The 20,078-nt window shown below is 59.1% G+C and carries 23 protein-coding genes, 2 tRNA genes and 3 pseudogenes; 10 read left to right on the forward strand and 18 right to left on the reverse strand.

Features of this window, described 5'->3' with window-relative positions:
• Positions 1-473: 473 nt before the first annotated feature.
• The 4 genes from ACFW0H_RS01100 (at position 474) to ACFW0H_RS01115 (ending at position 3,122) form a co-directional block, all read left to right on the forward strand.
• Positions 474-926, forward strand: coding sequence for a hypothetical protein (locus tag ACFW0H_RS01100; RefSeq protein ID WP_422912060.1), 453 nt, complete (start codon positions 474-476; stop codon positions 924-926).
• Positions 923-1,510 (forward strand): RNA 2'-phosphotransferase, encoded by a 588-nt coding sequence (locus ACFW0H_RS01105; protein ID WP_422912061.1) that lies wholly within the window; start codon positions 923-925, stop codon positions 1,508-1,510. The genes ACFW0H_RS01100 and ACFW0H_RS01105 overlap by 4 nt, the downstream gene beginning before the upstream one ends.
• Positions 1,511-2,112: 602 nt before the next feature.
• On the forward strand, positions 2,113-2,565 hold the full coding sequence (locus ACFW0H_RS01110) for a hypothetical protein (protein WP_422912060.1): 453 nt from the start codon (positions 2,113-2,115) through the stop codon (positions 2,563-2,565).
• On the forward strand, positions 2,562-3,122 hold the full coding sequence (locus ACFW0H_RS01115; RefSeq protein WP_422912062.1) for an RNA 2'-phosphotransferase: 561 nt from the start codon (positions 2,562-2,564) through the stop codon (positions 3,120-3,122). Before ACFW0H_RS01110 ends, ACFW0H_RS01115 begins: the two co-directional genes overlap by 4 nt.
• 326 nt (positions 3,123-3,448) lie before the next feature.
• On the opposite strand, the gene ACFW0H_RS01120 is transcribed toward ACFW0H_RS01115, so the two are convergent.
• The 3 genes and pseudogenes from ACFW0H_RS01120 to ACFW0H_RS01130 all read right to left on the reverse strand — a co-directional run bounded on the left by ACFW0H_RS01120 (position 3,449) and on the right by ACFW0H_RS01130 (position 5,288).
• A complete protein-coding gene (locus tag ACFW0H_RS01120) occupies positions 3,449-4,159 on the reverse strand; it encodes a sigma-70 family RNA polymerase sigma factor (protein ID WP_422912063.1) in 711 nt (236 codons plus the stop codon).
• A 15-nt stretch (positions 4,160-4,174) separates the two neighbouring features.
• Positions 4,175-4,761: pseudogene (fliP, locus tag ACFW0H_RS01125) on the reverse strand (flagellar type III secretion system pore protein FliP).
• Between the two features lie 143 nt (positions 4,762-4,904).
• Positions 4,905-5,288, reverse strand: a complete 384-nt coding sequence (locus ACFW0H_RS01130; RefSeq protein WP_422912064.1) for a hypothetical protein — start codon at positions 5,286-5,288, stop codon at positions 4,905-4,907.
• Between ACFW0H_RS01130 and ACFW0H_RS01135 the strand changes: the two are divergent.
• A pseudogene (locus tag ACFW0H_RS01135) lies at positions 5,196-5,432 on the forward strand (integrase); the annotation flags it as partial. The gene ACFW0H_RS01130 and the pseudogene ACFW0H_RS01135 overlap by 93 nt on opposite strands.
• A 136-nt stretch (positions 5,433-5,568) precedes the next feature.
• Here ACFW0H_RS01135 and ACFW0H_RS01140 read toward each other — a convergent pair.
• The 10 genes and pseudogenes from ACFW0H_RS01140 to ACFW0H_RS01185 all read right to left on the reverse strand — a co-directional run bounded on the left by ACFW0H_RS01140 (position 5,569) and on the right by ACFW0H_RS01185 (position 14,575).
• Positions 5,569-5,642, reverse strand: a tRNA-Cys gene (locus ACFW0H_RS01140).
• A 41-nt stretch (positions 5,643-5,683) separates the two neighbouring features.
• Positions 5,684-5,759: transfer RNA gene (locus ACFW0H_RS01145), tRNA-Gly, on the reverse strand.
• A gap of 70 nt (positions 5,760-5,829) precedes the next feature.
• A complete protein-coding gene (gene pgsA / locus ACFW0H_RS01150) occupies positions 5,830-6,390 on the reverse strand; it encodes a CDP-diacylglycerol--glycerol-3-phosphate 3-phosphatidyltransferase (protein ID WP_422912065.1) in 561 nt (186 codons plus the stop codon).
• 32 nt (positions 6,391-6,422) lie between these two features.
• A complete protein-coding gene (gene uvrC / locus ACFW0H_RS01155; RefSeq protein ID WP_422912066.1) occupies positions 6,423-8,246 on the reverse strand; it encodes an excinuclease ABC subunit UvrC in 1,824 nt (607 codons plus the stop codon).
• Between the two features lies 1 nt (position 8,247).
• Positions 8,248-8,879, reverse strand: a pseudogene (gene gacA / locus ACFW0H_RS01160) (response regulator transcription factor GacA).
• A 289-nt stretch (positions 8,880-9,168) separates the two neighbouring features.
• Positions 9,169-9,792, reverse strand: coding sequence for an SCO family protein (locus ACFW0H_RS01165; protein WP_422912067.1), 624 nt, complete (start codon positions 9,790-9,792; stop codon positions 9,169-9,171).
• A gap of 39 nt (positions 9,793-9,831) precedes the next feature.
• On the reverse strand, positions 9,832-11,619 hold the full coding sequence (locus tag ACFW0H_RS01170; protein ID WP_422912068.1) for a multicopper oxidase family protein: 1,788 nt from the start codon (positions 11,617-11,619) through the stop codon (positions 9,832-9,834).
• A gap of 108 nt (positions 11,620-11,727) precedes the next feature.
• Positions 11,728-12,138: a hypothetical protein gene (locus tag ACFW0H_RS01175; RefSeq protein ID WP_422912069.1), complete on the reverse strand. Its 411-nt coding sequence runs from the start codon at positions 12,136-12,138 to the stop codon at positions 11,728-11,730.
• Positions 12,139-12,234: 96 nt separating this feature from the next.
• The gene (locus ACFW0H_RS01180) at positions 12,235-13,002 is read right to left on the reverse strand and encodes a tetratricopeptide repeat protein (RefSeq protein ID WP_422912070.1); all 768 of its coding nucleotides are present in this window, start codon (positions 13,000-13,002) and stop codon (positions 12,235-12,237) included.
• A 541-nt stretch (positions 13,003-13,543) separates the two neighbouring features.
• Positions 13,544-14,575 (reverse strand): hypothetical protein, encoded by a 1,032-nt coding sequence (locus ACFW0H_RS01185; protein WP_422912071.1) that lies wholly within the window; start codon positions 14,573-14,575, stop codon positions 13,544-13,546.
• Between the two features lie 160 nt (positions 14,576-14,735).
• Here ACFW0H_RS01185 and ACFW0H_RS01190 point away from each other — a divergent pair, with 160 nt between their 5' ends.
• The 4 genes from ACFW0H_RS01190 (at position 14,736) to ACFW0H_RS01205 (ending at position 17,082) form a co-directional block, all read left to right on the forward strand.
• Positions 14,736-15,011 (forward strand): hypothetical protein, encoded by a 276-nt coding sequence (locus ACFW0H_RS01190; RefSeq protein ID WP_422912072.1) that lies wholly within the window; start codon positions 14,736-14,738, stop codon positions 15,009-15,011.
• 87 nt (positions 15,012-15,098) lie between these two features.
• Entirely contained in the window at positions 15,099-15,296 is a 198-nt protein-coding gene (locus ACFW0H_RS01195; protein ID WP_422912073.1) for a hypothetical protein, read from the forward strand.
• A gap of 396 nt (positions 15,297-15,692) precedes the next feature.
• Positions 15,693-15,938 carry a hypothetical protein gene (locus tag ACFW0H_RS01200; protein WP_422912074.1) on the forward strand — a complete coding sequence of 82 codons (246 nt, stop codon included), beginning with the start codon at positions 15,693-15,695 and terminating at the stop codon, positions 15,936-15,938.
• A 184-nt stretch (positions 15,939-16,122) separates the two neighbouring features.
• Positions 16,123-17,082 carry a threo-3-hydroxy-L-aspartate ammonia-lyase gene (locus ACFW0H_RS01205; RefSeq protein WP_422912260.1) on the forward strand — a complete coding sequence of 320 codons (960 nt, stop codon included), beginning with the start codon at positions 16,123-16,125 and terminating at the stop codon, positions 17,080-17,082.
• 270 nt (positions 17,083-17,352) lie between these two features.
• Here ACFW0H_RS01205 and ACFW0H_RS01210 read toward each other — a convergent pair whose 3' ends face one another.
• Entirely contained in the window at positions 17,353-17,556 is a 204-nt protein-coding gene (locus tag ACFW0H_RS01210; protein WP_422912075.1) for a BPSL0761 family protein, read from the reverse strand.
• Between the two features lie 299 nt (positions 17,557-17,855).
• On the opposite strand from ACFW0H_RS01210, the gene ACFW0H_RS01215 reads away from it, so the two are divergent.
• Positions 17,856-18,143, forward strand: a complete 288-nt coding sequence (locus tag ACFW0H_RS01215; protein WP_422912076.1) for a hypothetical protein — start codon at positions 17,856-17,858, stop codon at positions 18,141-18,143.
• A gap of 33 nt (positions 18,144-18,176) precedes the next feature.
• Here the strand turns inward: ACFW0H_RS01215 and ACFW0H_RS01220 are convergent, their stop codons facing one another.
• The 4 genes from ACFW0H_RS01220 to ACFW0H_RS01235 form a co-directional block, all read right to left on the reverse strand.
• Entirely contained in the window at positions 18,177-18,392 is a 216-nt protein-coding gene (locus tag ACFW0H_RS01220; RefSeq protein WP_422912077.1) for a hypothetical protein, read from the reverse strand.
• A 332-nt stretch (positions 18,393-18,724) separates the two neighbouring features.
• Positions 18,725-19,078, reverse strand: coding sequence for an osmotically-inducible lipoprotein OsmE (gene osmE / locus ACFW0H_RS01225; protein ID WP_422912078.1), 354 nt, complete (start codon positions 19,076-19,078; stop codon positions 18,725-18,727).
• Positions 19,075-19,503 (reverse strand): hypothetical protein, encoded by a 429-nt coding sequence (locus tag ACFW0H_RS01230; RefSeq protein WP_422912079.1) that lies wholly within the window; start codon positions 19,501-19,503, stop codon positions 19,075-19,077. The genes osmE and ACFW0H_RS01230 overlap by 4 nt, the downstream gene beginning before the upstream one ends.
• 94 nt (positions 19,504-19,597) lie before the next feature.
• A complete protein-coding gene (locus tag ACFW0H_RS01235; protein WP_422912080.1) occupies positions 19,598-19,891 on the reverse strand; it encodes a hypothetical protein in 294 nt (97 codons plus the stop codon).
• Positions 19,892-20,078 lie beyond the last annotated feature (187 nt).

Consider the following 20,078-nt stretch of genomic DNA (forward strand, 5'->3'; position numbering starts at 1 on the left):
ACCACTTTCCGGGACACGATCGTTTGTTCTCGGGGGCCGGTTTGGCTACCGCCTTGAGTTCGTCACTTTCTTGTTTCGCGCCGGCCGCCGTGGGTTGCTCCTCGATCAACTGAGTAAAACGCTCACTGGTATCCGTTGTCTGCCAGCGTTGCGCCTGCATTTCCTGATACTGGAGGAGGTGGTCGCCGCCGCCTTCGGCCAGTGAAAAGGGGACGGATTTATTTTCCCTACTCTAATCCTGACTGGCGGGGTGAGATTAGAGTACAAAAAATATATCTGTCCCCTTTACGCTTTCCTAATCCTGCCCATCCAGACAGCTCTAGAGTATGAAAAATAAATCTGTCCCCATTTCCTTGTCCCCATTTCCCTTTCTCTGCGGCTTATCCATATGGAAGTCCGATCGCGCCCAAGGTAACTGGTGCGCCCGCAGGTTCTTATTGGACTAAATATTCTCAATTTCCATGGATGCGTCAATGATGGGTAATGTAAAAGATTCCGCCGCTATGAGCCCAAGATACTTCCTTCCTGAAGGAGAGGTTCCGCCAGGATTTTTTTATCCAAAGGATTACATTGATTTTGTGGAGAGCAATAAGCCATATCCGGTAGCAATGATTGGGATGCCACCGTGGATTTTTGCAGGTGACTTGGTATGGGCCAAAAACGAGTCAGCGGTTGAGTTTGGGACTCTGCTTGTACCATTTGCGCAGGCAGAGAATATGGACATGGTCGCGTACTTCGAAGCTTCCGGCGCTGGGGAATTAAACGTCTTAGTTGCCAACCCCTGGGAGGTTTTGCCGCAGAATAGGGTGTATGAGAGATTTGGAAGCTTCAATGAGTGGCTCAGCTTTGCAAAGAAAATCTCTAGCGAAGTGCTGGAAGAAAAGCCTCAAATGAAACAGCGGAAGTTCTGGTTCCCTAACGCATGAATAAGTTAAATATCAACTATGTCTCACTGAGTCGAATTGCATCCCACGCTCTTCGCCATGAGCCCTGGCTTTACGAGCTGGAACTCGACGACGAAGGCTGGGTGCCGGTTGAGGAATTGCTGTCCGCCCTTCGTGCAGAAAAGCCGGAATGGTCGTCCTTGAGCGAGGCCGACCTCAACGAAATGATTGCTGCTTCTGACAAAAAACGGCATGAACTGCGCGACGGTAAAATCCGCGCCCTGTATGGCCATTCGGTGCCTGATAAGCTGCTCAAACAGCCCGCCGAGCCGCCGGCAGTACTGTACCACGGCACCTCGCCGGAAATGGCGGTGCTGATCAAGGCAAGCGGTTTGCAACCGATGAGCCGGCAATATGTTCACTTGTCAGTGGATACCGCGACGGCAGAGCAGGTCGGTCGCCGCAAGGCCCGCGCTCCAGTGCTGCTGGAAGTGCGGGCAAAGCTAGCGGCTGAAAGCGGTGTGCCCTTCTATCGTGGCAATGACTTGGTCTGGTTGGCGGACCAAGTGCCGGCACAGTTCATTATGTTCCCTAAAAAGGGGACGGATTTATTTTCCCTACTCTAATCCTGACTGGCGGGGTGAGATTAGAGTACAAAAAATATATCTGTCCCCTTTACGGTCCCCTTTACGAGGGGTTTGTTGGGTGGCCGGATCACCGTGGAATCGGTGGCCAGTTGACCGTGGAATCCGCACACCACTTTCCGGGACACGATCGTTTGTTCTCGGGGGCCGGTTTGGCTACCGCCTTGAGTTCGTCACTTTCTTGTTTCGCGCCGGCCGCCGTGGGTTGCTCCTCGATCAACTGAGTAAAACGCTCACTGGTATCCGTTGTCTGCCAGCGTTGCGCCTGCATTTCCTGATACTGGAGGAGGTGGTCGCCGCCGCCTTCGGCCAGTGAAAAGGGGACGGATTTATTTTCCCTACTCTAATCCTGACTGGCGGGGTGAGATTAGAGTACAAAAAATATATCTGTCCCCTTTACGCTTTCCTAATCCTGCCCATCCAGACAGCTCTAGAGTATGAAAAATAAATCTGTCCCCATTTCCTTGTCCCCATTTCCCTTTCTCTGCGGCTTATCCATATGGAAGTCCGATCGCGCCCAAGGTAACTGGTGCGCCCGCAGGTTCTTATTGGACTAAATATTCTCAATTTCCATGGATGCGTCAATGATGGGTAATGTAAAAGATTCCGCCGCTATGAGCCCAAGATACTTCCTTCCTGAAGGAGAGGTTCCGCCAGGATTTTTTTATCCAAAGGATTACATTGATTTTGTGGAGAGCAATAAGCCATATCCGGTAGCAATGATTGGGATGCCACCGTGGATTTTTGCAGGTGACTTGGTATGGGCCAAAAACGAGTCAGCGGTTGAGTTTGGGACTCTGCTTGTACCATTTGCGCAGGCAGAGAATATGGACATGGTCGCGTACTTCGAAGCTTCCGGCGCTGGGGAATTAAACGTCTTAGTTGCCAACCCCTGGGAGGTTTTGCCGCAGAATAGGGTGTATGAGAGATTTGGAAGCTTCAATGAGTGGCTCAGCTTTGCAAAGAAAATCTCTAGCGAAGTGCTGGAAGAAAAGCCTCAAATGAAACAGCGGAAGTTCTGGTTCCCTAACGCATGAATAAGTTAAATATCAACTATGTCTCACTGAGTCGAATTGCATCCCACGCTCTTCGCCATGAGCCCTGGCTTTACGAGCTGGAACTCGACGACGAAGGCTGGGTGCCGGTTGAGGAATTGCTGTCCGCCCTTCGTGCAGAAAAGCCGGAATGGTCGTCCTTGAGCGAGGCCGACCTCAACGAAATGATTGCTGCTTCTGACAAAAAACGGCATGAACTGCGCGACGGTAAAATCCGCGCCCTGTATGGCCATTCGGTGCCTGATAAGCTGCTCAAACAGCCCGCCGAGCCGCCGGCAGTACTGTACCACGGCACCTCGCCGGAAATGGCGGTGCTGATCAAGGCAAGCGGTTTGCAACCGATGAGCCGGCAATATGTTCACTTGTCAGTGGATACCGCGACGGCAGAGCAGGTCGGTCGCCGCAAGGCCCGCGCTCCAGTGCTGCTGGAAGTGCGGGCAAAGCTAGCGGCTGAAAGCGGTGTGCCCTTCTATCGTGGCAATGACTTGGTCTGGTTGGCGGACCAAGTGCCGGCACAGTTCATTATGTTCCCAGACTGATTGGAAACCAATTTGTTGATGAAAGCCGGTACCGGCTCTTCCGTCACCGGAATTCTGCTGTCCGTGCTGTTCTATATCCGATCTGGGCGCATTCTATCTCTGTCCTAGGTCCATCCTTTGACTCTATGACTGGAGAGACTGAAAAGGAAAAAGATTCATCTTCCCTACTCTAATTTCAGTCTTCCCTATTTTCACCGCTCTTCCTACGCTGATGCGAGGCTCATTTATCCGCAGGAGCCTGGACGATTTGGTTCGCTTGTCCTGAAGTCGGTAATGCAGAGCAGAGGCCGTGGGCAAAACAAAAAATGAACTTAGCTTTCCGGATTTCAAAATTGATCGTCATCAATTCCTCTATGTGCGCCACGCAATCGCTTCAACGCGCTCCCATGCAATTGCGAAACCCGGGACTTTGAAACGCCCATCAACTCGCTGACCTGGGAAAAGCTCAGGTGCTGGAAATAATGCCCCTCAATGACCTGGCGCTCATTAGCGGGTAGATGCTTTACCAGTTCGGCGAGGTCGAGGGAGCCTCGCTCCGCCTCATAGAGGCTCAGCGGATTGTTATCCACGGGCTCCTGCTCGATCACGCCCATCTCCAGGAAGTAGCCGAACGCCAAGTCGATGGCCACGTTGGCGATGCGCTCCAGATCGGAGAGGTCTTCCCCTCCCCCACTCTCCTGGGCAAGGCTGGCAAGCCGTTCGGACTCTGGCGTCCTGCGATCCTTCACATAACACGCCAGCCCCTTGAGCACGCTGCCCTTGATATAGGGCTCCGCATAGGCCTTGAAGCTGTTGCCTAGCTGGGGATCGAACCGGTCGATGGCCTGGAGCAAGCCGATGGAGGCCAGGTTGACATAGTCATTCCACTCGGCCAAGGGGTGGGGATAGCGGGAATAGAGGTGGGCGACGACAACCCGCACCCAGTGGCTGTAGAAAAAGAACAGCCGAGTACGAACCTTTGCAGCCTTTGAGGCCAGCCAGTCCCGCCACAGGCTCTGCTCGCTGTCAGCGTCGGATGCGATTTGAAGATCATCCATGAACGATGTGCGTCCTTACCCCACACTGCGAATGAGCGTCTGTGCGATCAGGCCCCAGCCGTCGATCAGCAGGAACAGCATGATCTTCAGCGGTAAGGAGATGGTGATCGGCGGGACCATGATCATGCCCAGCGACATGAGGATTGACGCCACGATCAGGTCGATGATCAGGAACGGAAGGAAGATCATGAAACCAATCTGGAAGGCGATCTTCAGCTCGCTGAGCATGAACGCCGGAATCAGCCTGACCGGAGAAACGTCTTCGACCGTCTTCGGCAGGGGTTGCTGGGAGAGTTGGTAGATCAATCGCAGGTCTGACTCATGGGTTTGTCGAACCATAATTCGCGAATCGGCACCCAGCCCAACTGAGCGGCCTGTTCAAGGTTGACGCTATTGGCGAGGAAGGGCTTCGCTCCGGCGTCGTAGGCTTTCTCCAGGGTTGGCGCCATCACGAACAAGGTCAGGAACAGCGACAGGACGATCAGCACGATGTTCGGCGGAGTCTGCTGCAGCCCTAGCGCCTGCCGGACAAGGGATAGCACCACGATGTTCCGGGTGAAGGTCGTCAGCGCGATCATCATGAACGGCACGAACGACAGCATCGTCAGCAGCACCACGATGCTCACCGGCGATTGGGCCTGCGCTACGGTGAAATCTCCCAGCGCCGAAATGCCCTCCTCGGCAACACCGATTTCGGGGAACACGCTTGCCACAAGGACGGGAGCGAGCGGAATCAGGCGAGCCTTCACGGGTGAGCGCCCCAGTTTGTGGCGTCCACTTCACTGGACAACGTGGTGAGGGTTGCGCCATTGGTCGACTCGGTCACCAGCACCTGGGTCGTGCCAGCCGTGAGCAAATAAACCTTGGTCTTTGCCGAAAGACGCAGTGCAACGGAGCATTGCAACTCGGCCTGGCTGCTTTTTGCAGCCTCGACACCGGCGCGCCTGGCGAACCAGCGCAGCACCACATAGGCAACCGCCAGGAGGATCACGGTGATCAGCATCACCTTGATGACCAGTGCCAGGGAGGCCGGGTCATCGATGCTATCACCCCACAGGTGGTGGCGCAGTACCGGGACGCCAGGATAGCCAAGACGCGGGGCAATCGCGAGATCGCCCTGCTCTCCCATGTGTTCAACATCGCCCGGGAATGGGGGCTGACCGAGAAGGAGAACCCCTGCGCCAGGGTGCGGCGAAACAAGGAGAAACCCCGCGACGACTACGCCGGGGAGGACGTCTGGCAGGCGGTGTACGCGGAAGCGGTGCAGGAACTACCGGCGCGTCGGCGAGATCGTCGAGCCCACCAAGTAACCCATGGTTGCGGAAACGATCCGAAAAGTTGCGGAAACCGCATTTTCCGCAGAGCATGAAAAAAGCCCCGTAGACTGTTGATCTACGGGGCTTTTTAGATGGAGGCCGAAGTCGGAATCGAACCGGCGTACACGGATTTGCAATCCGCTGCATGACCACTCTGCCATCCGGCCTAAACGATGACGCCGCTAGCGGCGGCGTCATCGCGTGAAACTGGAGCGGGAAACGAGACTCGAACTCGCGACCCCGACCTTGGCAAGGTCGTGCTCTACCAACTGAGCTATTCCCGCTTTGTCGTGTTGACGGGCGCCATTCTATAGGAACAAGAACAGCCGTCAACCCCTTGATTCAAAAAAACTTTTATTTTTCCTTCGGGTCCGCGCTGAGGTGCGGCCAGGCTGCCAGCAGGTAATGCAGCATCGACCAGAGCGTCAGCGCCGCCGCCAGGATCAGGAGGAAATAGCCGACGGCCACCCAGAAGGTGAACAACGGTGGGTTGGCCAGCAGAATCACCAGCGCAACCATCTGCGCCGCAGTCTTCCACTTGCCGAGGTTGGAGACCGCCACGTGGGCGCGAGCACCCAGCTCCGCCATCCATTCACGCAATGCCGAAACCACGATCTCGCGACCGATGATGGTGGCCGCAGGCAACGTCAGCCACAGGTTGTGGTGCTCTTCCACCAGCAGCACCAGCGCCACCGCGACCATCAGCTTGTCCGCCACCGGGTCGAGGAAGGCGCCAAACGGCGTGCTCTGCTGCCAGCGCCGGGCCAGGTAGCCATCGAACCAGTCGGTGACCGCTGCAATGGCAAAGACTGCACTGGCTGCCAGATAACTCCAGGAGAACGGCAGATAGAACAGCAGGATGAAGACAGGGATGAGCAGTACGCGCAGAACGGTGAGCAGATTAGGAATATTCATCGTTACGGCTGGTTCCAAAGGAAGGCCGCATTCTACTCGCTGTGCAGGGCGGCATAAATCGACTCAGCAAGCTTTTTGCTGATGCCAGGGGCCTTGGCGATTTCTTCGATGCTCGCGCGATTGAGTTCCTGCAGCCCACCGAAATGCTTGAGCAACTCGCGACGACGCTTGGGCCCTACACCGGCGACATCCTCCAGGCTCGAGGTTCGCCGAGCCTTGCCCCGCCGCGCCCGGTGCCCGGTAATGGCGAAGCGGTGCGCTTCGTCGCGGATCTGCTGGATCAGGTGCAGCGCGGGGGAGTCCGCCGGCAACGTGAACTCATGGGACGCGTCATTCAGGTAGAGGGTTTCGAAGCCGGGTTTGCGGGTAACGCCCTTGGCCACGCCGAGCAGGATCAGCTCGGGCACCGCGAGTTCCTGCAGCACTTCCTGGGCCATGGCCAGTTGCCCCTTGCCGCCGTCGACCAGGAGCACGTCAGGCAGCTTGCCCTCCCCGTCCTTCAGCTTGCTGAAGCGACGGGACAATGCCTGGTGCATCGCCGCATAGTCGTCGCCAGCGGTGATGCCCTCGATGTTGTAACGGCGGTAGTCGGACTTCAATGGCCCCTCCGGGCCGAACACCACGCATGAAGCGACTGTGGCCTCCCCGCTGGAATGGCTGATGTCGTAGCACTCCAGCCGCTGCGGCGCTTCGTCCAGGCCGAGGGCTTCGGCCAGGGACTCGAAGCGCGCGGCCGTGTGTTGACGATTGGCCAGGCGCGCGGCCAGGGCCTGCTCGGCATTGGTAACGGCGAGCTGCTGCCAGCGCGCGCGAGTACCTCGCACCCGGTGGCTTATGTCCAGCTCCCGCCCGCGCAACTCCGCCAAGGCCGAAATCAGCGTGGGAAAGTCTTCGTGGATCGTGTTGACGATCAGCTCGGCGGGCAGATCGCGCTCATGGTTGCCCAGGTAATACTGCCCGATGAACGCCACCAGCACCTCACCCGCCTCTTCCTCGATAGCCACTTGCGGGAAAAAGTTCTTGCTGCCCAGCACGCGTCCGCCACGGACACTGATCAGATGAACACAGGCCCCGCCCGGGGTGGCGATGGCGGCGACCACGTCGATATCGCCAGTACCACCCTCCATGCTCTGCTGGTCCTGGACCCGGCGCAGGATCGCGATCTGGTCACGCAATTCGGCGGCGCGCTCGAAGTCCAGGCGCTGCGCGGCCTCTTCCATGCCGGTGGAAAGCTCCTGCGTCAGCGCATTGCTGCGCCCCTCGAGGAACATCACCGAATGACGCACATCCTCGGCGTATTCGCCCGGCTCCACGAGGCCCACGCAGGGCGCCTTGCAGCGTTTGATCTGATACTGCAAGCAGGGCCGCGTGCGGTTCTTGTAGTAGCTGTCCTCGCATTGGCGAACCAGGAAGGCCTTCTGCAGCAGGTTCAGGCTTTCCCGTATGGCCCCTGCGCTGGGGTAAGGCCCGAAGTATCGCCCTTTCTGCTTCTTGGCCCCGCGGTGGATGCTCAGACGCGGGAACTCGCCATCGCTGAGGTGCACATACGGGTAGGACTTGTCGTCCCGCAGCAGGATGTTGTACGGCGGCCGCCATTCCTTGATCAGCGTCTGCTCGAGCAGCAGCGCCTCGGTCTCGTTGGCGGTGATGGTGGTCTCGACCTGGGCAATCTTCGCCACCAGAGCAGCGGTCTTCGGCGCCAGGCCGGTCTTGCGGAAGTAACTGGCAAGGCGCTTCTTCAGGTTCTTTGCCTTGCCGACGTAAAGCAGCTTGCCGTCTGCACCGAGCATCCGGTACACGCCCGGACGACCGCTGCAGGCAGCAAGAAAAGCACTCGCGTCGAAGGTGTCGGACATCTTAGCTGACGGCGTCCACCATGCCGTGCCGAACGGCCAGCAGCGCCAGTTCCACGTCGCTGGAAATAGAAAGCTTGTCGAAGATTCTATAACGGTAGGTGTTCACCGTCTTCGGCGACAGGCAGAGCTTGTCGGAAATGCTCTGCACCTTCTGACAGTTGGCGATCATCAGCGCGATCTGGATCTCACGCTCGGCGGCGAACCACTGGCCTGCGGCTGGAAGGACTTGAGAGCCAACTGCTGAGCGATCTGCGGGCTGATGAATCGCTGGCCGGCGAAGACCTGGCGGATGGCCTGGATCATTTCCTCCAGGGCAGCCCCCTTGGTCAGGTAACCGGCAGCGCCGGCCTGAAGCAGTCGCGTCGGGAACGGATCTTCCTCGCAGGCAGTCACTGCCACGACCTTGAGGTCGTCATGGCTGCGCAGCAGCTTGCGAGTCGCCTCCAGGCCGCCGATGCCGGGCATCTTGACGTCCATCAGGACCACGTCGGGCTTGAGTTCGCGTGCTTTTTTCAGCGCCTCTTCACCGCTATCGGCCTGCCCAACCACTTGCAGGCCATCAACGTCGGCCAGCATGCGGGTAATTCCCGTTCTTACCAGATCGTGGTCATCGACCACCAGCACCCTAATCAAGCGACACCTCACAGTGCATCGCGCGCCGCGGCAGCAGCAAGCTTGTTCGAATGAGGCTCACATTAGCAAATGACCGCAGAATGACCTAGAGCCAGATGCAGGGAGCGTCAAATGAAAAGCGTCAATTTCCAATCCCGGATTATAGTACTGGGATGAAAATCAGGCGCGAGCAAAAAACCAAAGCGCGTAGTTTACAACCACTTGCGCCGTTCGGTTGAAGTGTTGGCTGACAAGTTCGGTAAACAGGATCGAGGGTGCCCCTGTAAACCCAGCGACACCCTCGCACCTTTCAGGACACGGCGCCCCCCTCTCGATCGACGTGGTTCAGCGTTGAAAGGATGTGCTGCGTGCCGGTCAGTGCCGGCGCCATGGTCCAGCGTTGGTACCTGTCGTTCCCCATGCGCACCAGCCCGGTGTGACTGGTCAGATCGCGATCGATGTCAGGATTGATGTCATAGAACCCCAGGCTGAAGCGGATTGCCTCGATATCCTCGGGCTCGCCGGTCAGGAACTGCCAACCGGGGCCAATGTGGTGCTTTTCTGCATACGCCCTGAGCACCTCTGGAGAGTCCAGGAGTGGTTGCAGGGTTATCGAGTACATGAAGACACTCCGCCCTACCCTGTCACCCAACAGTTGCTGAAGCTGGCGCAGATTGGCCGTCATGGTCGGGCATTTCCCAGTGCACTGGGTGTACATCATGTTGAAGGTGACGACCTTGTCGCGGATGAGGTCGTCATAGAACCTCACCTTGCGACCTTCATGGGTGTAAAGCGTGACATTCGGGAACGGGGTGGCCCCGCCCTCCTGTGCGGGCGAGGCCTCCAGCAAGCCACCGCTACGAGTGGCCGCCCAGCCGGCCAGCAGCGCGGTCGCGCCACCGATTCCAGCCAGCATCATTCTTCGCGTATTCATGATCAATCCTCCCAGCTCGGAGATGCTGCGCAGTCGACCTCAGACGATGTCCCAACGCAGCATCATGGCGTGGTCTTCGTGGATCAGGTTGTGGCAGTGCATGGGGTACTTGCCCTTGTAGTCGCGGAAACGCAGGAATATCCGCAACGTTGTGAACGGCTCGACCACATAGACATCCTTGCGCCCTTGTTCATGGGCGGGGATGGGAACACTGACGCCCTTGACGAGCTTCTGGATGATCCTGCCTTCCTCGAAGTGGATGTGGATGGGGTGGGTCCAGCCGTCATCGACGTTGGACAGTTCCCAGATCTCATAGCCACCCTTGGGAATCTGCGCCCTCGGACTGTTCACATCGACGAACTTGCCGTTGATCGCCCACATGCCCTTGTCGCGCTCGAAGATCCACCGCCGCACCGGCGCCGAATCGATCTCGGCCTGGGTGATCACCGGCAATGGCCGCAGGGTGGCCGGCACGCGGCTCAGGTCCTGCGTCGGCGGATAACGGTCGACGAGGATCTTCAGCACCCGGACACCGGGGTCCTTGATGTCCTTGGGTCCGCGAGTCAGTTCCTGGCGTACCCGGTTGACCAGGTAAAGCTGGGTTCCGATCACGTACTTGGAAAAGTCGACCACTATGTCGGCGCGCTCGGCTACGCCGATGCTCACGCTGGTCTGGTTCAGCAGTGGCGCCGGGAACAAGTTGCCGTCATTGGCGATGTAGGTGAACTTCTGCATCACGTCATTCGGCGATACGAGAGCAAAGTTGTAGAAACGACTCGGCCCTGTGTTCAACAGACGGAAACGGTATTTGCGCGCCGCCACCCGCAGCACCGGTTCAATACGCCCGTTCACCAGCACCTTGTCGCCCAGTACCCCTTCCGGATTGACCTGGTCATAGAACAACTTGCCGCTGGCATCGAAGCGCCGGTCATTGAAGTTCAGCGGGTAGTCGTAGGGATGGCTCGGCAGTCGAAGGGCATTGGGGTTCGAATCGGCTTCGTTGCCTGAGTCCAGTTCGTCGAACAGGAAATAGAAGCCTGCCAGCCCGAGATAGAGGTTGGGTGCGGTGAAGTCGAGCGTGTGGTCGTGGTAGAAGAGCGTACCCAACGCTTCGGTAGGGTCGCCAACCAGATCCTGGCGGGCTTCGAATCCGGCCTTCACGTTGGAATAGAGGTGGTCCTTGAAACGACCGTTGGCCGTCAGCGTCGGGCCATGCTTGTTGGGGCTGTAGTAATCGCCCGGGAAGCCATCGCTCTCCGACCCGCAATGCAGGTTGTGCAAGTGAGTGGAGATTTCCGGCGTACCGAACCCCACATGGTCTTGTGGCAACTTGTTGTGGATGCGGCAGATTTGCGAGCGACCGTAGCGCGCAAAGAATGTGGCGCTGGGCATGGTCAGGTCCGGGTTGTTGTTGGCCTGAAACCCCCATAGCCGCTGCGGCGGATAGGAGGGGCTGTACACCCAGTCGTTTCGCTCGGTTGCGCTGATCTCGTAGAGCAGCGCCCCTGGTGAAAACTGCGCCCAGCGCTGATGGGGATTGCGTCCAGCCTCGCCTGCGCCGATGTTGGCAACTTCCGTAGGCGCTGGGCTCAGGGACGCCAGCGCCGCCACCGGATTCACCTGCTTGGGCAATTCATGGGCCCAAGGCACAGTGGCCGGGCTGGGAGGAAACACAGGCGGCGCAATTTCAGCCCGGGCCTTTGTACCGGTCATGAGCAGCGGCGCCGCCATCGTCGCTGCCGTCAATTTCAGAAATGTCCTTCTTCCCTCGCCGTCGGCCGAGTCCTCCGGCCGACCTGTCGCGTGCTCGCAGTCAGGGCGTTTCATGACTCTCTCCAGTTACCAGCCCGCAACACCGGCAGGACGCCTTGAGGCATCTCTAATGAGAATTGCACCAGTGCAGGTATGGGCTTGTTGAGCATTCGCTCGTTTTGTTTAGCGCCGCAGAACGTCAATAACATGACTAAAGAGCAGGTGTTTCAAAATGTAAACGCCATATAGCCACCAAATTGACGCTTCCATCGGGTTGGCTGAATGGACCAGGAAATACAGCTGCAACGGGGGGGAGTGCTTACACAACGACGGCGATCGCAGGGGTGTCAGCGGCCGAAAGATCCAGGTAAAGCGCCCGAAGCGCAGGCGGAGCGGAAGGGAAAAACTTGCCGGATGGCGATTGTTTGACGACGGGGGATGCGACCAGGCAGCCCCAACAGCCAGGAGGAGCATGCCGTTCATGATGCCTTCGAGATGTGCCGCCAGCTCCATCCGTGGATTGGCGCAGCGTGCTTCGACCAGGCGGGTAACAAGGCTGCGCAGAAGAGAAGCATCCCAGGGCGCAGCAAGCACCGCCGGGCCTCGATCATTCCGCCCCCTGACATGAGCCTGATTTCTTCGCTCCACAGTCAAATCCAGGCGGGGTATCACCACCCTGTGCCTCAGGACTCAGCCACGCACCAGGTAGGCGCCGTGCGGAACGCGGTGCTGCAGTTTCTTGCACTTGCCAGGGGCTGGTTGCTGGCCAGCCGGCCGATCAGGGAACCATATTCGGCACTTGCCACGCGGCGGCATGTAACCACGGGGAATAGGCACGCCTTCAGAGGCCGGCTGCGTCTCAAAGGAAGCCGCTTGCAGGTCACCCTCGCCGCCAGCCTGCCAATCACCCGCCTGACTTTCCGGTGCCATAGTGGCAGAGGACGTCACGCCCCCTTCCGCAGGGTCAAACTGTTCGATGGCGGCTATACCGGCCGCAGGCTGCCTGTCTACCTCCTGATCCAGGCCCACCTGGATTTCGGCCAGTTCGTCCACCTCCACCTCAGCCTCGGCACCGGTTGACACGCCCGGCCCCATGGCTTGCCGGGCCGCCTGGATCAGTTGGAGATTGCGGTTGCGCAATTCGGCGTTTTCGCCAGTGCGCGCATTGGATCTCGTGGCCAGGGCCACGGCCTGCTCGTAATGCCCCTGCTGGAACCGCACCTGCCCCAGATAATGCAAGGTGGCGGGGTTATCCGGCTCGATCCGCAAGGCACGCTCCAGCGTGTCGCCAGCCTGCTCCACCTCGCCAAACTCCAATTGCAGCGACGCAGCCTCCAGCAGTGCAGTCGACGCACCATTGTTCTGCAGGACTGTCCTGCGATCGGCAGCTAACGCAGGCAGCGACGCGACCGTACAGATGGTCAGCATCAGGATCGAAATAAAGCTCTTGGGTTGCATCGAGGGCGTTCTCACCTGATCCAGGACCGACCTCTCGGTACGGCGGGCAGTGGGTCTTTTTCCGTTATCAGCCATCGGCTGCAGGCCGGCACCACACACCGGAACGTATGGCCGGGATGGCGGCGATCTCCGACCCGGCAGTTGCCCTGAAGTTCCCACCCGGCCCTGCCAGCCACCTGTGAGTGCCCCTGCCCATTCTGCCGCCAGGTCCGCGAGGCCGTTTACGAATCGGCACCGACCGCATCCAGTGGTGGGCCATGGTCCCGGCGTCGTGCCCTATGCCGAGGCTGCGCGCGCGGCTTGGAATCCAGATACCTGCGCATGTGGCGGGTCCTGATGTTCGGTCGTTGACACTCGGGCTGATAGGACTAACTTAAAGATGTGGGAAAATTTCCCACGCAGTAAATCTCACTTACTCAGAGGAATCGTGCAAAAAGCGCAGTTGCTCATTCATGTTGCAAATGGATGGCCGCGCCGGGTGGCGGGCCGCTCCGATGGGCAGCTGGAAACTTACCGGTCATTGCGTTCGATACGGAGATGACTACGCAACTCCAAGCGGAGGTGCATCATGCTGCTCAAGAAATGTTTGTTGGCTCTGGCCATTGGCGGAGTCCTTTCGGCGTCGACGGTCCTGGTGCCTGATTACGTCAGTAGCTTCTCCAGCGTGTATGCCAAGGATGGAGGCGACGGCGGGGGCGGTGGAGGTGGTCATGGCGGAGGCGGTCACGGTGGCGGCGGCTCTGGTGGCGGTGGTTCCGGCGGCGGTGGCGGCTCCGGTGGAGGAGGCTCTGGCGGTGGCGGCGGCGGTTCCGGTGGCGGTGGCGGTGGCGGTGGCCACGGCGGCGATGGAGGCGGCCACGGTGGTGGCGGACATGCCGGCGAAGGCGGCGGCCACGGTGCAGGTGGACATGCAGGCGATGGTCATGGCGGCCCGGGGCACGGTGACGCCGATCATGGGGTCGCTGGCAACCGCGGTCCTGGAAATGCCCGTGACAACGATGCAGATGATGATGCAGATGCCGCAAGAGATGCGGCCAAAGCCGATGCAGATGCCGCCAGAGATGCGGCTAGAGCTGCTGCAGATGCGGAAAGAGACGCTGCCAGGGCTGCTGCAGATGCGGCCAGAGACGCTGCCAAAGCAGCTGGCGTAGCGGGCGCGGATGCGGCCAGGGATGCTGCCCGAGCCCAGGCAGATGCAGCCAGGGACGCTGCCCGAGCTGCTGCAGATGCAGCCCGAAACGCTGCCAAAGGTGCCGCAGAGGCAGCCCGAGAGGCTGACGAAGACGCCGCAGATGCTGCCCGAGAGGCTGCCGAAGACGCCGCAGATGCGGCTCGAGAGGCTGCCGAAGATGCCGATGATGCGGCCCGAGAAGCTGCCGAAGAGGCCGCAGATGCGGCTCGGGAAGCTGCCGAAGAGGCCGCAGATGCGGCGAGAGAGGCTGCGGAGGATGCCCCTGACGCACCGGATGTCGATGCAGTCGAGGTTGAGGCTGAACCCAATAACGCCCCCGATGCACCGGATGTCGACGTCGTTGAGGTGCAGCAGTAAGCCCGCGAGTTCCACAGTGAACACGCAGGCAAACCCGTAGAAAACGTCCCGGGAGCGTGAGGGACGTATCCAGCAGCGAGTCGCAAGCCCTGAAAAGTCGCGGGGCTTGCGACTCCTCCTCGCTTTTTTCGTCATCCGCCGCTGCTTGGATCATGCCTGTCCACTTGGGCACGGTTGTGCCCACGTGCCACAACAGGACGGTACGCATGATCCTGAGCATCATGCCGGTCTCCCGCCTCTATCGCCCCCCGTACCTGAAGAAAGCCGACATGCGCGACAGCGGCTCAAATGGTGCCGCATATTCGCCAGCCAGACGCTCGGCAGCAGTGCATCGCCGGAGAGGATCGTCCAGCAGTTGGGCCATAGCTCGACGGCCATCGCCTTCAAGCACTACGTCAAACTCATCATCAAGGACGGCCCCGACATCGTAGGCAAGCCGAACAACATTCCGGACCGCTGAAACGATCCGTATCGACTCCAGGTTGCGAGGTCGGGAAGGTGCAGCTATCAACAATGTTCCACTTCTACCTACACAAGGAGTTCCACCATGAGTGCACGCTTCTCGGTGAAAAGGGTCCCACGGCAGGTCAAAGGGATAAGAAATGGTGAAATTAGCGGAGGAACGGCGCTTGATCCCTACTGGTACCGGATTATCGACAGGGCGACCGGCGACTTCGTTGGCGGCAAGCATGAAGAAGAGACCATGGCGATAGGTGAATGCCAGAAACTGAACACCAGGACCTGATATGCGCGAACTCTCAGCGCCGTTCAGAGCGCTGACCCGCTAAAGAACACTGGGGCCCCCTCTTTCTAGGCGGCCCCAGTGTTCTTTGCTCTCGAAATCGTCCCCCAATGCTCCCATTTGGCCTTATCCGGGCCCAAGCGACCGGGAGACTTTCGACCGCCCCGCAGCCTCCCCGGCCGCCGGTCATCGACGCTCGAACCTTTCACACAATTTTCACAAGCCCAGGCGCACAGTCAAATCAGCTGAAGGACCAGCCCCATCCGAAGTACGTAAAGCCCCGCCCCGCTCGCGCGGGGCTTTTCGTTTCTGGCGCTTCGTCAGGTTTCTACGCCCTTCGCTCTTCCAGGGTCCATAGTGATTGTCCGCCCACCTGAAACGCACCTGCCGGAGGCCGCCATGAACAGACGAGACTTCCCAGGGCATGCCGCCTGGACCGAAACGCGCATCAATGGAGACCATGTGCTGGCCTTCGTAGCCATCCAGCCCCACAACAGCGAGGATGAGCCACACCTTCACCAGGTCTACGATCGCTCCTATTTCCTACGTCGCTCCGATGCCATCAAGGCGGCCGAGGATGCTCTGGGAAAATTGAAACAGATCGATGAGTGCGGAAGACCGTGGTTCAGTTCGGCAGAATGCTGAGCGCTTTCATCCTGGCCCCTCCAAGTTCCCCCTCCACTACTGCGTGTCGGAGCTGAAACCTGACGCAGGGTAACCGGGCCAACGGCAGCATCGAGCAAGACCTTTCGAGAAAGAAGAGAACAGATTTATTTACCTAGAATGGATCTGTTCCCTTTGCCTTGAGAGGAAACATCCTGTGCAAGCCATCACCCTCCCAACGTACAGCGATGTCGTCGCGGCCGCCCGGCGAATAGCGGGTTTTGCTCATCAAACCCCTGTGCTCACCTCTCGCACCATCAATGAGGAAATCGGGGCGCAGCTGTACTTCAAATGCGAAAACCTGCAGCGCACGGGCTCCTTCAAGTTCCGCGGGGCTTTCAACTCGCTCGCGAAGTTCAGTGAGCAGCAGCGCAAGGCCGGTGTGGTGGCGTTCTCGTCTGGAAACCACGCGCAAGGCATTGCATTGGCCGCTGCGCTGCTGCAGATGCCAGCCACGATCGTCATGCCGACCGATGCACCTGCGGCGAAGGTGGCCGCCACCAAGGGGTACGGCGCAACGGTCGTCTTCTACGACCGATATACCGAGGATCGCGAGGCGATCGGCCGCTCTTTGGCCCAGGAACGCGGTATGACCCTGATCCCCTCCTACGATCATCCAGATGTGCTCGCGGGCCAGGGCACCGCTGCGAAGGAGCTGTTTGAGGCCGCCGGCAAGCTCGACGCGCTCTTTGTGGGCCTGGGTGGTGGCGGGATGCTCTCGGGAACGACCCTGTCGACCCGTGCATTGGCGCCGGACTGCCTGTTGTACGGCGTGGAGCCGGAAGCAGGGAATGATGGTCAGCAGTCTTTCCGCTGTGGCGCGATTGTCCATATCGACACGCCGGACACCATCGCCGACGGTGCCCAGACCCAGCATTTGGGCCAATACACCTTTCCCATCATTCTCAATGGCGTGAACGAGATCCTCACCGTTTCGGATGCTGAACTGATCGAGGGTATGAAATTCTTTGCCCAACGAATGAAAATCGTCGTCGAGCCTACTGGCTGCCTGGGTATTGCGGCAGTTCGGAAACTGAAGGATCAACTCAACGGCAAGCGGGTTGGCGTGATCATTACCGGCGGAAATATCGACATCGAAAAGTTTGCAAGGCTCCTCCAGTCCTAGAGCATCCCAGCTATGTCGACTCGGATGGGAGGCGCCGTGAACGGTAGAAGAGCAACGCTGCAGCGCCAAGCTCCAAGTAAACAAGACTCACGAAATCGCTTTGCTCCATGAGCAGCGCCAGTGTCTGGAAGGCGCTCGCCACCACGAAGCACCATGCTGCCATGCGGAGGCCTTTCTGCCGCTGCTGAGCATTCCGTTGCATCACCACCATCCCTATGCCGATCAACCGTCCGCAGAGTGTATCCCAGCGGGACCGCATCGCCTGACTGGTCATAGCGCTTTACCTCCCACCCGCGTCTCCGTATCAGGCGTGTCGGGAGCGATTGGGTGGTCCTTCTGGGAGTACAGATAGTCCCTCAGCAACCGATCCGCCTCTCGCCGGATCTCATTTGGCAGATCAGTGTTACGGGCTAGCCCAACCAGGAGGTCCCAAGTTTGATAGACCGATTGAATGCGCTGATTCGAAAGATTCATACAGTGCCCTCTACGTTCGATTGAATGGTTCGCGCCTATGGATGCGTTCCACGGCGAGGTCAATGTATTGAATCTGGTCAAGGCCAAATATCGCCGTTCGCAGGAACCTGGCGTGGCGATTACGGCCAAGTACTTGTAGTGAATCGACTACACCGCTCGCTCGACAACAGCAAGGCGATGCTGCTGGTATGCCGGATCGGGCAGAGAAATCAGCAGCAGATCGAGCGACCTAGCTCGAAATGGTCTGATCACCGCCGAAGCCACGGTGTCTACCGAACAGGCCCCCATCGGAGAGCATCATGCAAAGGCCCACTCAGCAGCACGCAGCCGGCCTGGCAATGGCCAAAGAAGTCGCAACCACCGTGGGCATGTGCGCCGGCGATCTGTCAGCCATGCTCGACTCGCTGATGAACGAAGCAATCAGCTCACCCTATGGGCGCCCGGCACTGGACGAGCTTTTCGACTTGGCCAGCGAACTGAGGAAGTCCGGCGCCAGCACCTCCCAGGAGTTGCACCAGACGGACTTCGAAAGAGGCATTGGGTTCGCCTTGACCATGGTCCTGGCGCGAATCAAGACGCTGCAGTGACCACCCTCCCCGCCCTCGCAGGCCGGGGGTGGACTAACCGCTTTGGCGTTCGATCCAACCAGCCGCCTGCTCGATCTCTGAGATCGGGTTGTTGCCGCGTGAGTGCTCCAGCCAACGGTATCTGGGGTCGTCACTGACCAGGCCAGCGGTCGCCTTCTGGACCACCTGGTCACCTACACCGAGATCCCTCGCGGCAGCCAGGACCGCCACCAGCGCCTGCTTCAAGGCGATCTCTTTGTCGCGGTTCATCGAAATCCTCTTGATACAACGCCATGCCACCAATGAGGAAGCTAAAGCAGGCGCCGCCGCCACGCTACAGGACGCCTGGCGGTCCCTGCTGGACGGCCAAGACTGGGCGATTGACGGATACACATGAAGGGTAGATCCAGGTTCCACCGCGACGACTTCAATCATTCCGAGGAAGCAAAGTCCGGGATTGTGCCGTCGAAAATGAAAGCGCCCCCAGCAGCACCGGCAGCGACGGTTGTCCGCGGCCTGCCGTCAGGCGCCAACCAGGGCAGGCAGGCGATGCTGCACACGGAGAGCCACCGCCGCGCTTGCTCGTCTCATCAACACGACGATCACTTGCCATAACCGGGGTCCATATAAAACGGCACTTTGGCATCTTCTTGCTCTTCATCCCAAAAAGCGCAGGTTCGGAAGTCCTTGTGGTCAACGATGTCGTGAGTATCGAAGCTGACCATATACGGCTGACGCTCACCTTTGTGGGTGAATAGATATTCAAAGCAAGTGCCTGGCTGAGCCTTGCGCGTCATGGTCATGGCAGGCTCACCCGCGATTTCAAGGACCTGCCGCTTGCTCATGCCCTTCTCGACTTTCGCCACCAGTGGTTGGTCACGATAGGTCAAGGGGTTGCCGATACAGCCGCCGACCGCGGCTATCGCTACGATCGTTATGAAATGCCGCTTTTTCATGGCCGCTCTCCTGATGCGAATACGTCGAGGAGAATTCCAATCTCGAGGGTATTGCTTAAATTAGAGTCGTTTTTTCGATGGGCGAGTGGCCCACTGCAGACCCGCTCCGGCAACTTCGGATCGCTCGCCAATGGCAGCTCTGACTCGGCTGGAGCGACACCGGCCTGGTGGACAAGGGCAGAAACCGAACACAGCGGCGCACCGATATCCTCAGCATCCGCGCCCGCAGCGCCGATATGCGCAATGGCCCCGCGAAAAAGCACGAACGCAGCCGGCACAAGGAGAGCCTCGGCGAAATCCTCCGCACCCTCGGCCAGGACTACCACGACGTGCTCGGCCTGGTCAGCCCAGCAACAGATCAGATCCTGCTCGCCGTTTTCCAGCTCGACGTGTTCATCCCACGGACGGTCTGCACCCTGCTTCATAAATCGCGCCTTGATCCGGCGCCATGCGGGCCCCCGAACCCACCCCGCTCGATGCCATAGCACCGCTACGACGAAGGGTCAGCCATGCCTGCTGTTAGACATAGCCTGTGAGGCACGTAGTCGCGGCGCGCTGCTTGCCGAAGTGCAGGGCATCTTCTGGATCTACGCGAATGACGCCTAGCGCTTTACACAGGTCGCCCTCGAAATACAGGTGCTCCGATTTGAACCGGCCGTCAGGGAGATACACCCCCACAAACACAACCTCCACCACGCCATAGAACAAGCCGACCATGACAGAGCAGGACCGATCCCTGCCGGCCTCGAAGGAATGTTCTTTTGCGTCCGGGTACCTGACGATGAACTGCTGATAGACGTAGCTGCGATCCATCCTTCCTCTCCTTGTCTGGCTCCGTGTCCGACAAGTAACCCATAGCCCACTTAATGTCATAGCGCCACTACGACGAAGGATCAGCCATGCCTGAAAATCGCACCGAGGCGCTCATTGTCGACGCCGCTGCCCGCGGTTGGTCGAAGACGCAGACTCGCGAGGCCCTGGGAATCTGCACCTACGCCTT

Source organism: Metapseudomonas cellulosilytica, from assembly GCF_049334135.1.
Classification (GTDB): domain Bacteria; phylum Pseudomonadota; class Gammaproteobacteria; order Pseudomonadales; family Pseudomonadaceae; genus Metapseudomonas.

Bases quoted from the DNA above. Each gene is read 5' to 3' on its own strand.
- ACFW0H_RS01100 (WP_422912060.1), top strand. From the start codon at position 474: ATGATGGGTAATGTAAAAGATTCCGCCGCTATGAGCCCAAGATACTTC.
- ACFW0H_RS01105 (WP_422912061.1), top strand. From the start codon at position 923: ATGAATAAGTTAAATATCAACTATGTCTCACTGAGTCGAATTGCATCC.
- ACFW0H_RS01110 (WP_422912060.1), top strand. From the start codon at position 2,113: ATGATGGGTAATGTAAAAGATTCCGCCGCTATGAGCCCAAGATACTTC.
- ACFW0H_RS01115 (WP_422912062.1), top strand. From the start codon at position 2,562: ATGAATAAGTTAAATATCAACTATGTCTCACTGAGTCGAATTGCATCC.
- ACFW0H_RS01120 (WP_422912063.1), bottom strand. From the start codon at position 4,159: ATGGATGATCTTCAAATCGCATCCGACGCTGACAGCGAGCAGAGCCTG.
- ACFW0H_RS01130 (WP_422912064.1), bottom strand. From the start codon at position 5,288: ATGGGAGAGCAGGGCGATCTCGCGATTGCCCCGCGTCTTGGCTATCCT.
- pgsA (WP_422912065.1), bottom strand. From the start codon at position 6,390: ATGAATATTCCTAATCTGCTCACCGTTCTGCGCGTACTGCTCATCCCT.
- uvrC (WP_422912066.1), bottom strand. From the start codon at position 8,246: ATGTCCGACACCTTCGACGCGAGTGCTTTTCTTGCTGCCTGCAGCGGT.
- ACFW0H_RS01165 (WP_422912067.1), bottom strand. From the start codon at position 9,792: ATGAATACGCGAAGAATGATGCTGGCTGGAATCGGTGGCGCGACCGCG.
- ACFW0H_RS01170 (WP_422912068.1), bottom strand. From the start codon at position 11,619: ATGAAACGCCCTGACTGCGAGCACGCGACAGGTCGGCCGGAGGACTCG.
- ACFW0H_RS01180 (WP_422912070.1), bottom strand. From the start codon at position 13,002: ATGCAACCCAAGAGCTTTATTTCGATCCTGATGCTGACCATCTGTACG.
- ACFW0H_RS01195 (WP_422912073.1), top strand. From the start codon at position 15,099: ATGAGTGCACGCTTCTCGGTGAAAAGGGTCCCACGGCAGGTCAAAGGG.
- ACFW0H_RS01200 (WP_422912074.1), top strand. From the start codon at position 15,693: ATGAACAGACGAGACTTCCCAGGGCATGCCGCCTGGACCGAAACGCGC.
- ACFW0H_RS01210 (WP_422912075.1), bottom strand. From the start codon at position 17,556: ATGAATCTTTCGAATCAGCGCATTCAATCGGTCTATCAAACTTGGGAC.
- ACFW0H_RS01215 (WP_422912076.1), top strand. From the start codon at position 17,856: ATGCAAAGGCCCACTCAGCAGCACGCAGCCGGCCTGGCAATGGCCAAA.
- ACFW0H_RS01220 (WP_422912077.1), bottom strand. From the start codon at position 18,392: ATGAACCGCGACAAAGAGATCGCCTTGAAGCAGGCGCTGGTGGCGGTC.
- osmE (WP_422912078.1), bottom strand. From the start codon at position 19,078: ATGAAAAAGCGGCATTTCATAACGATCGTAGCGATAGCCGCGGTCGGC.
- ACFW0H_RS01230 (WP_422912079.1), bottom strand. From the start codon at position 19,503: ATGAAGCAGGGTGCAGACCGTCCGTGGGATGAACACGTCGAGCTGGAA.
- ACFW0H_RS01235 (WP_422912080.1), bottom strand. From the start codon at position 19,891: ATGGATCGCAGCTACGTCTATCAGCAGTTCATCGTCAGGTACCCGGAC.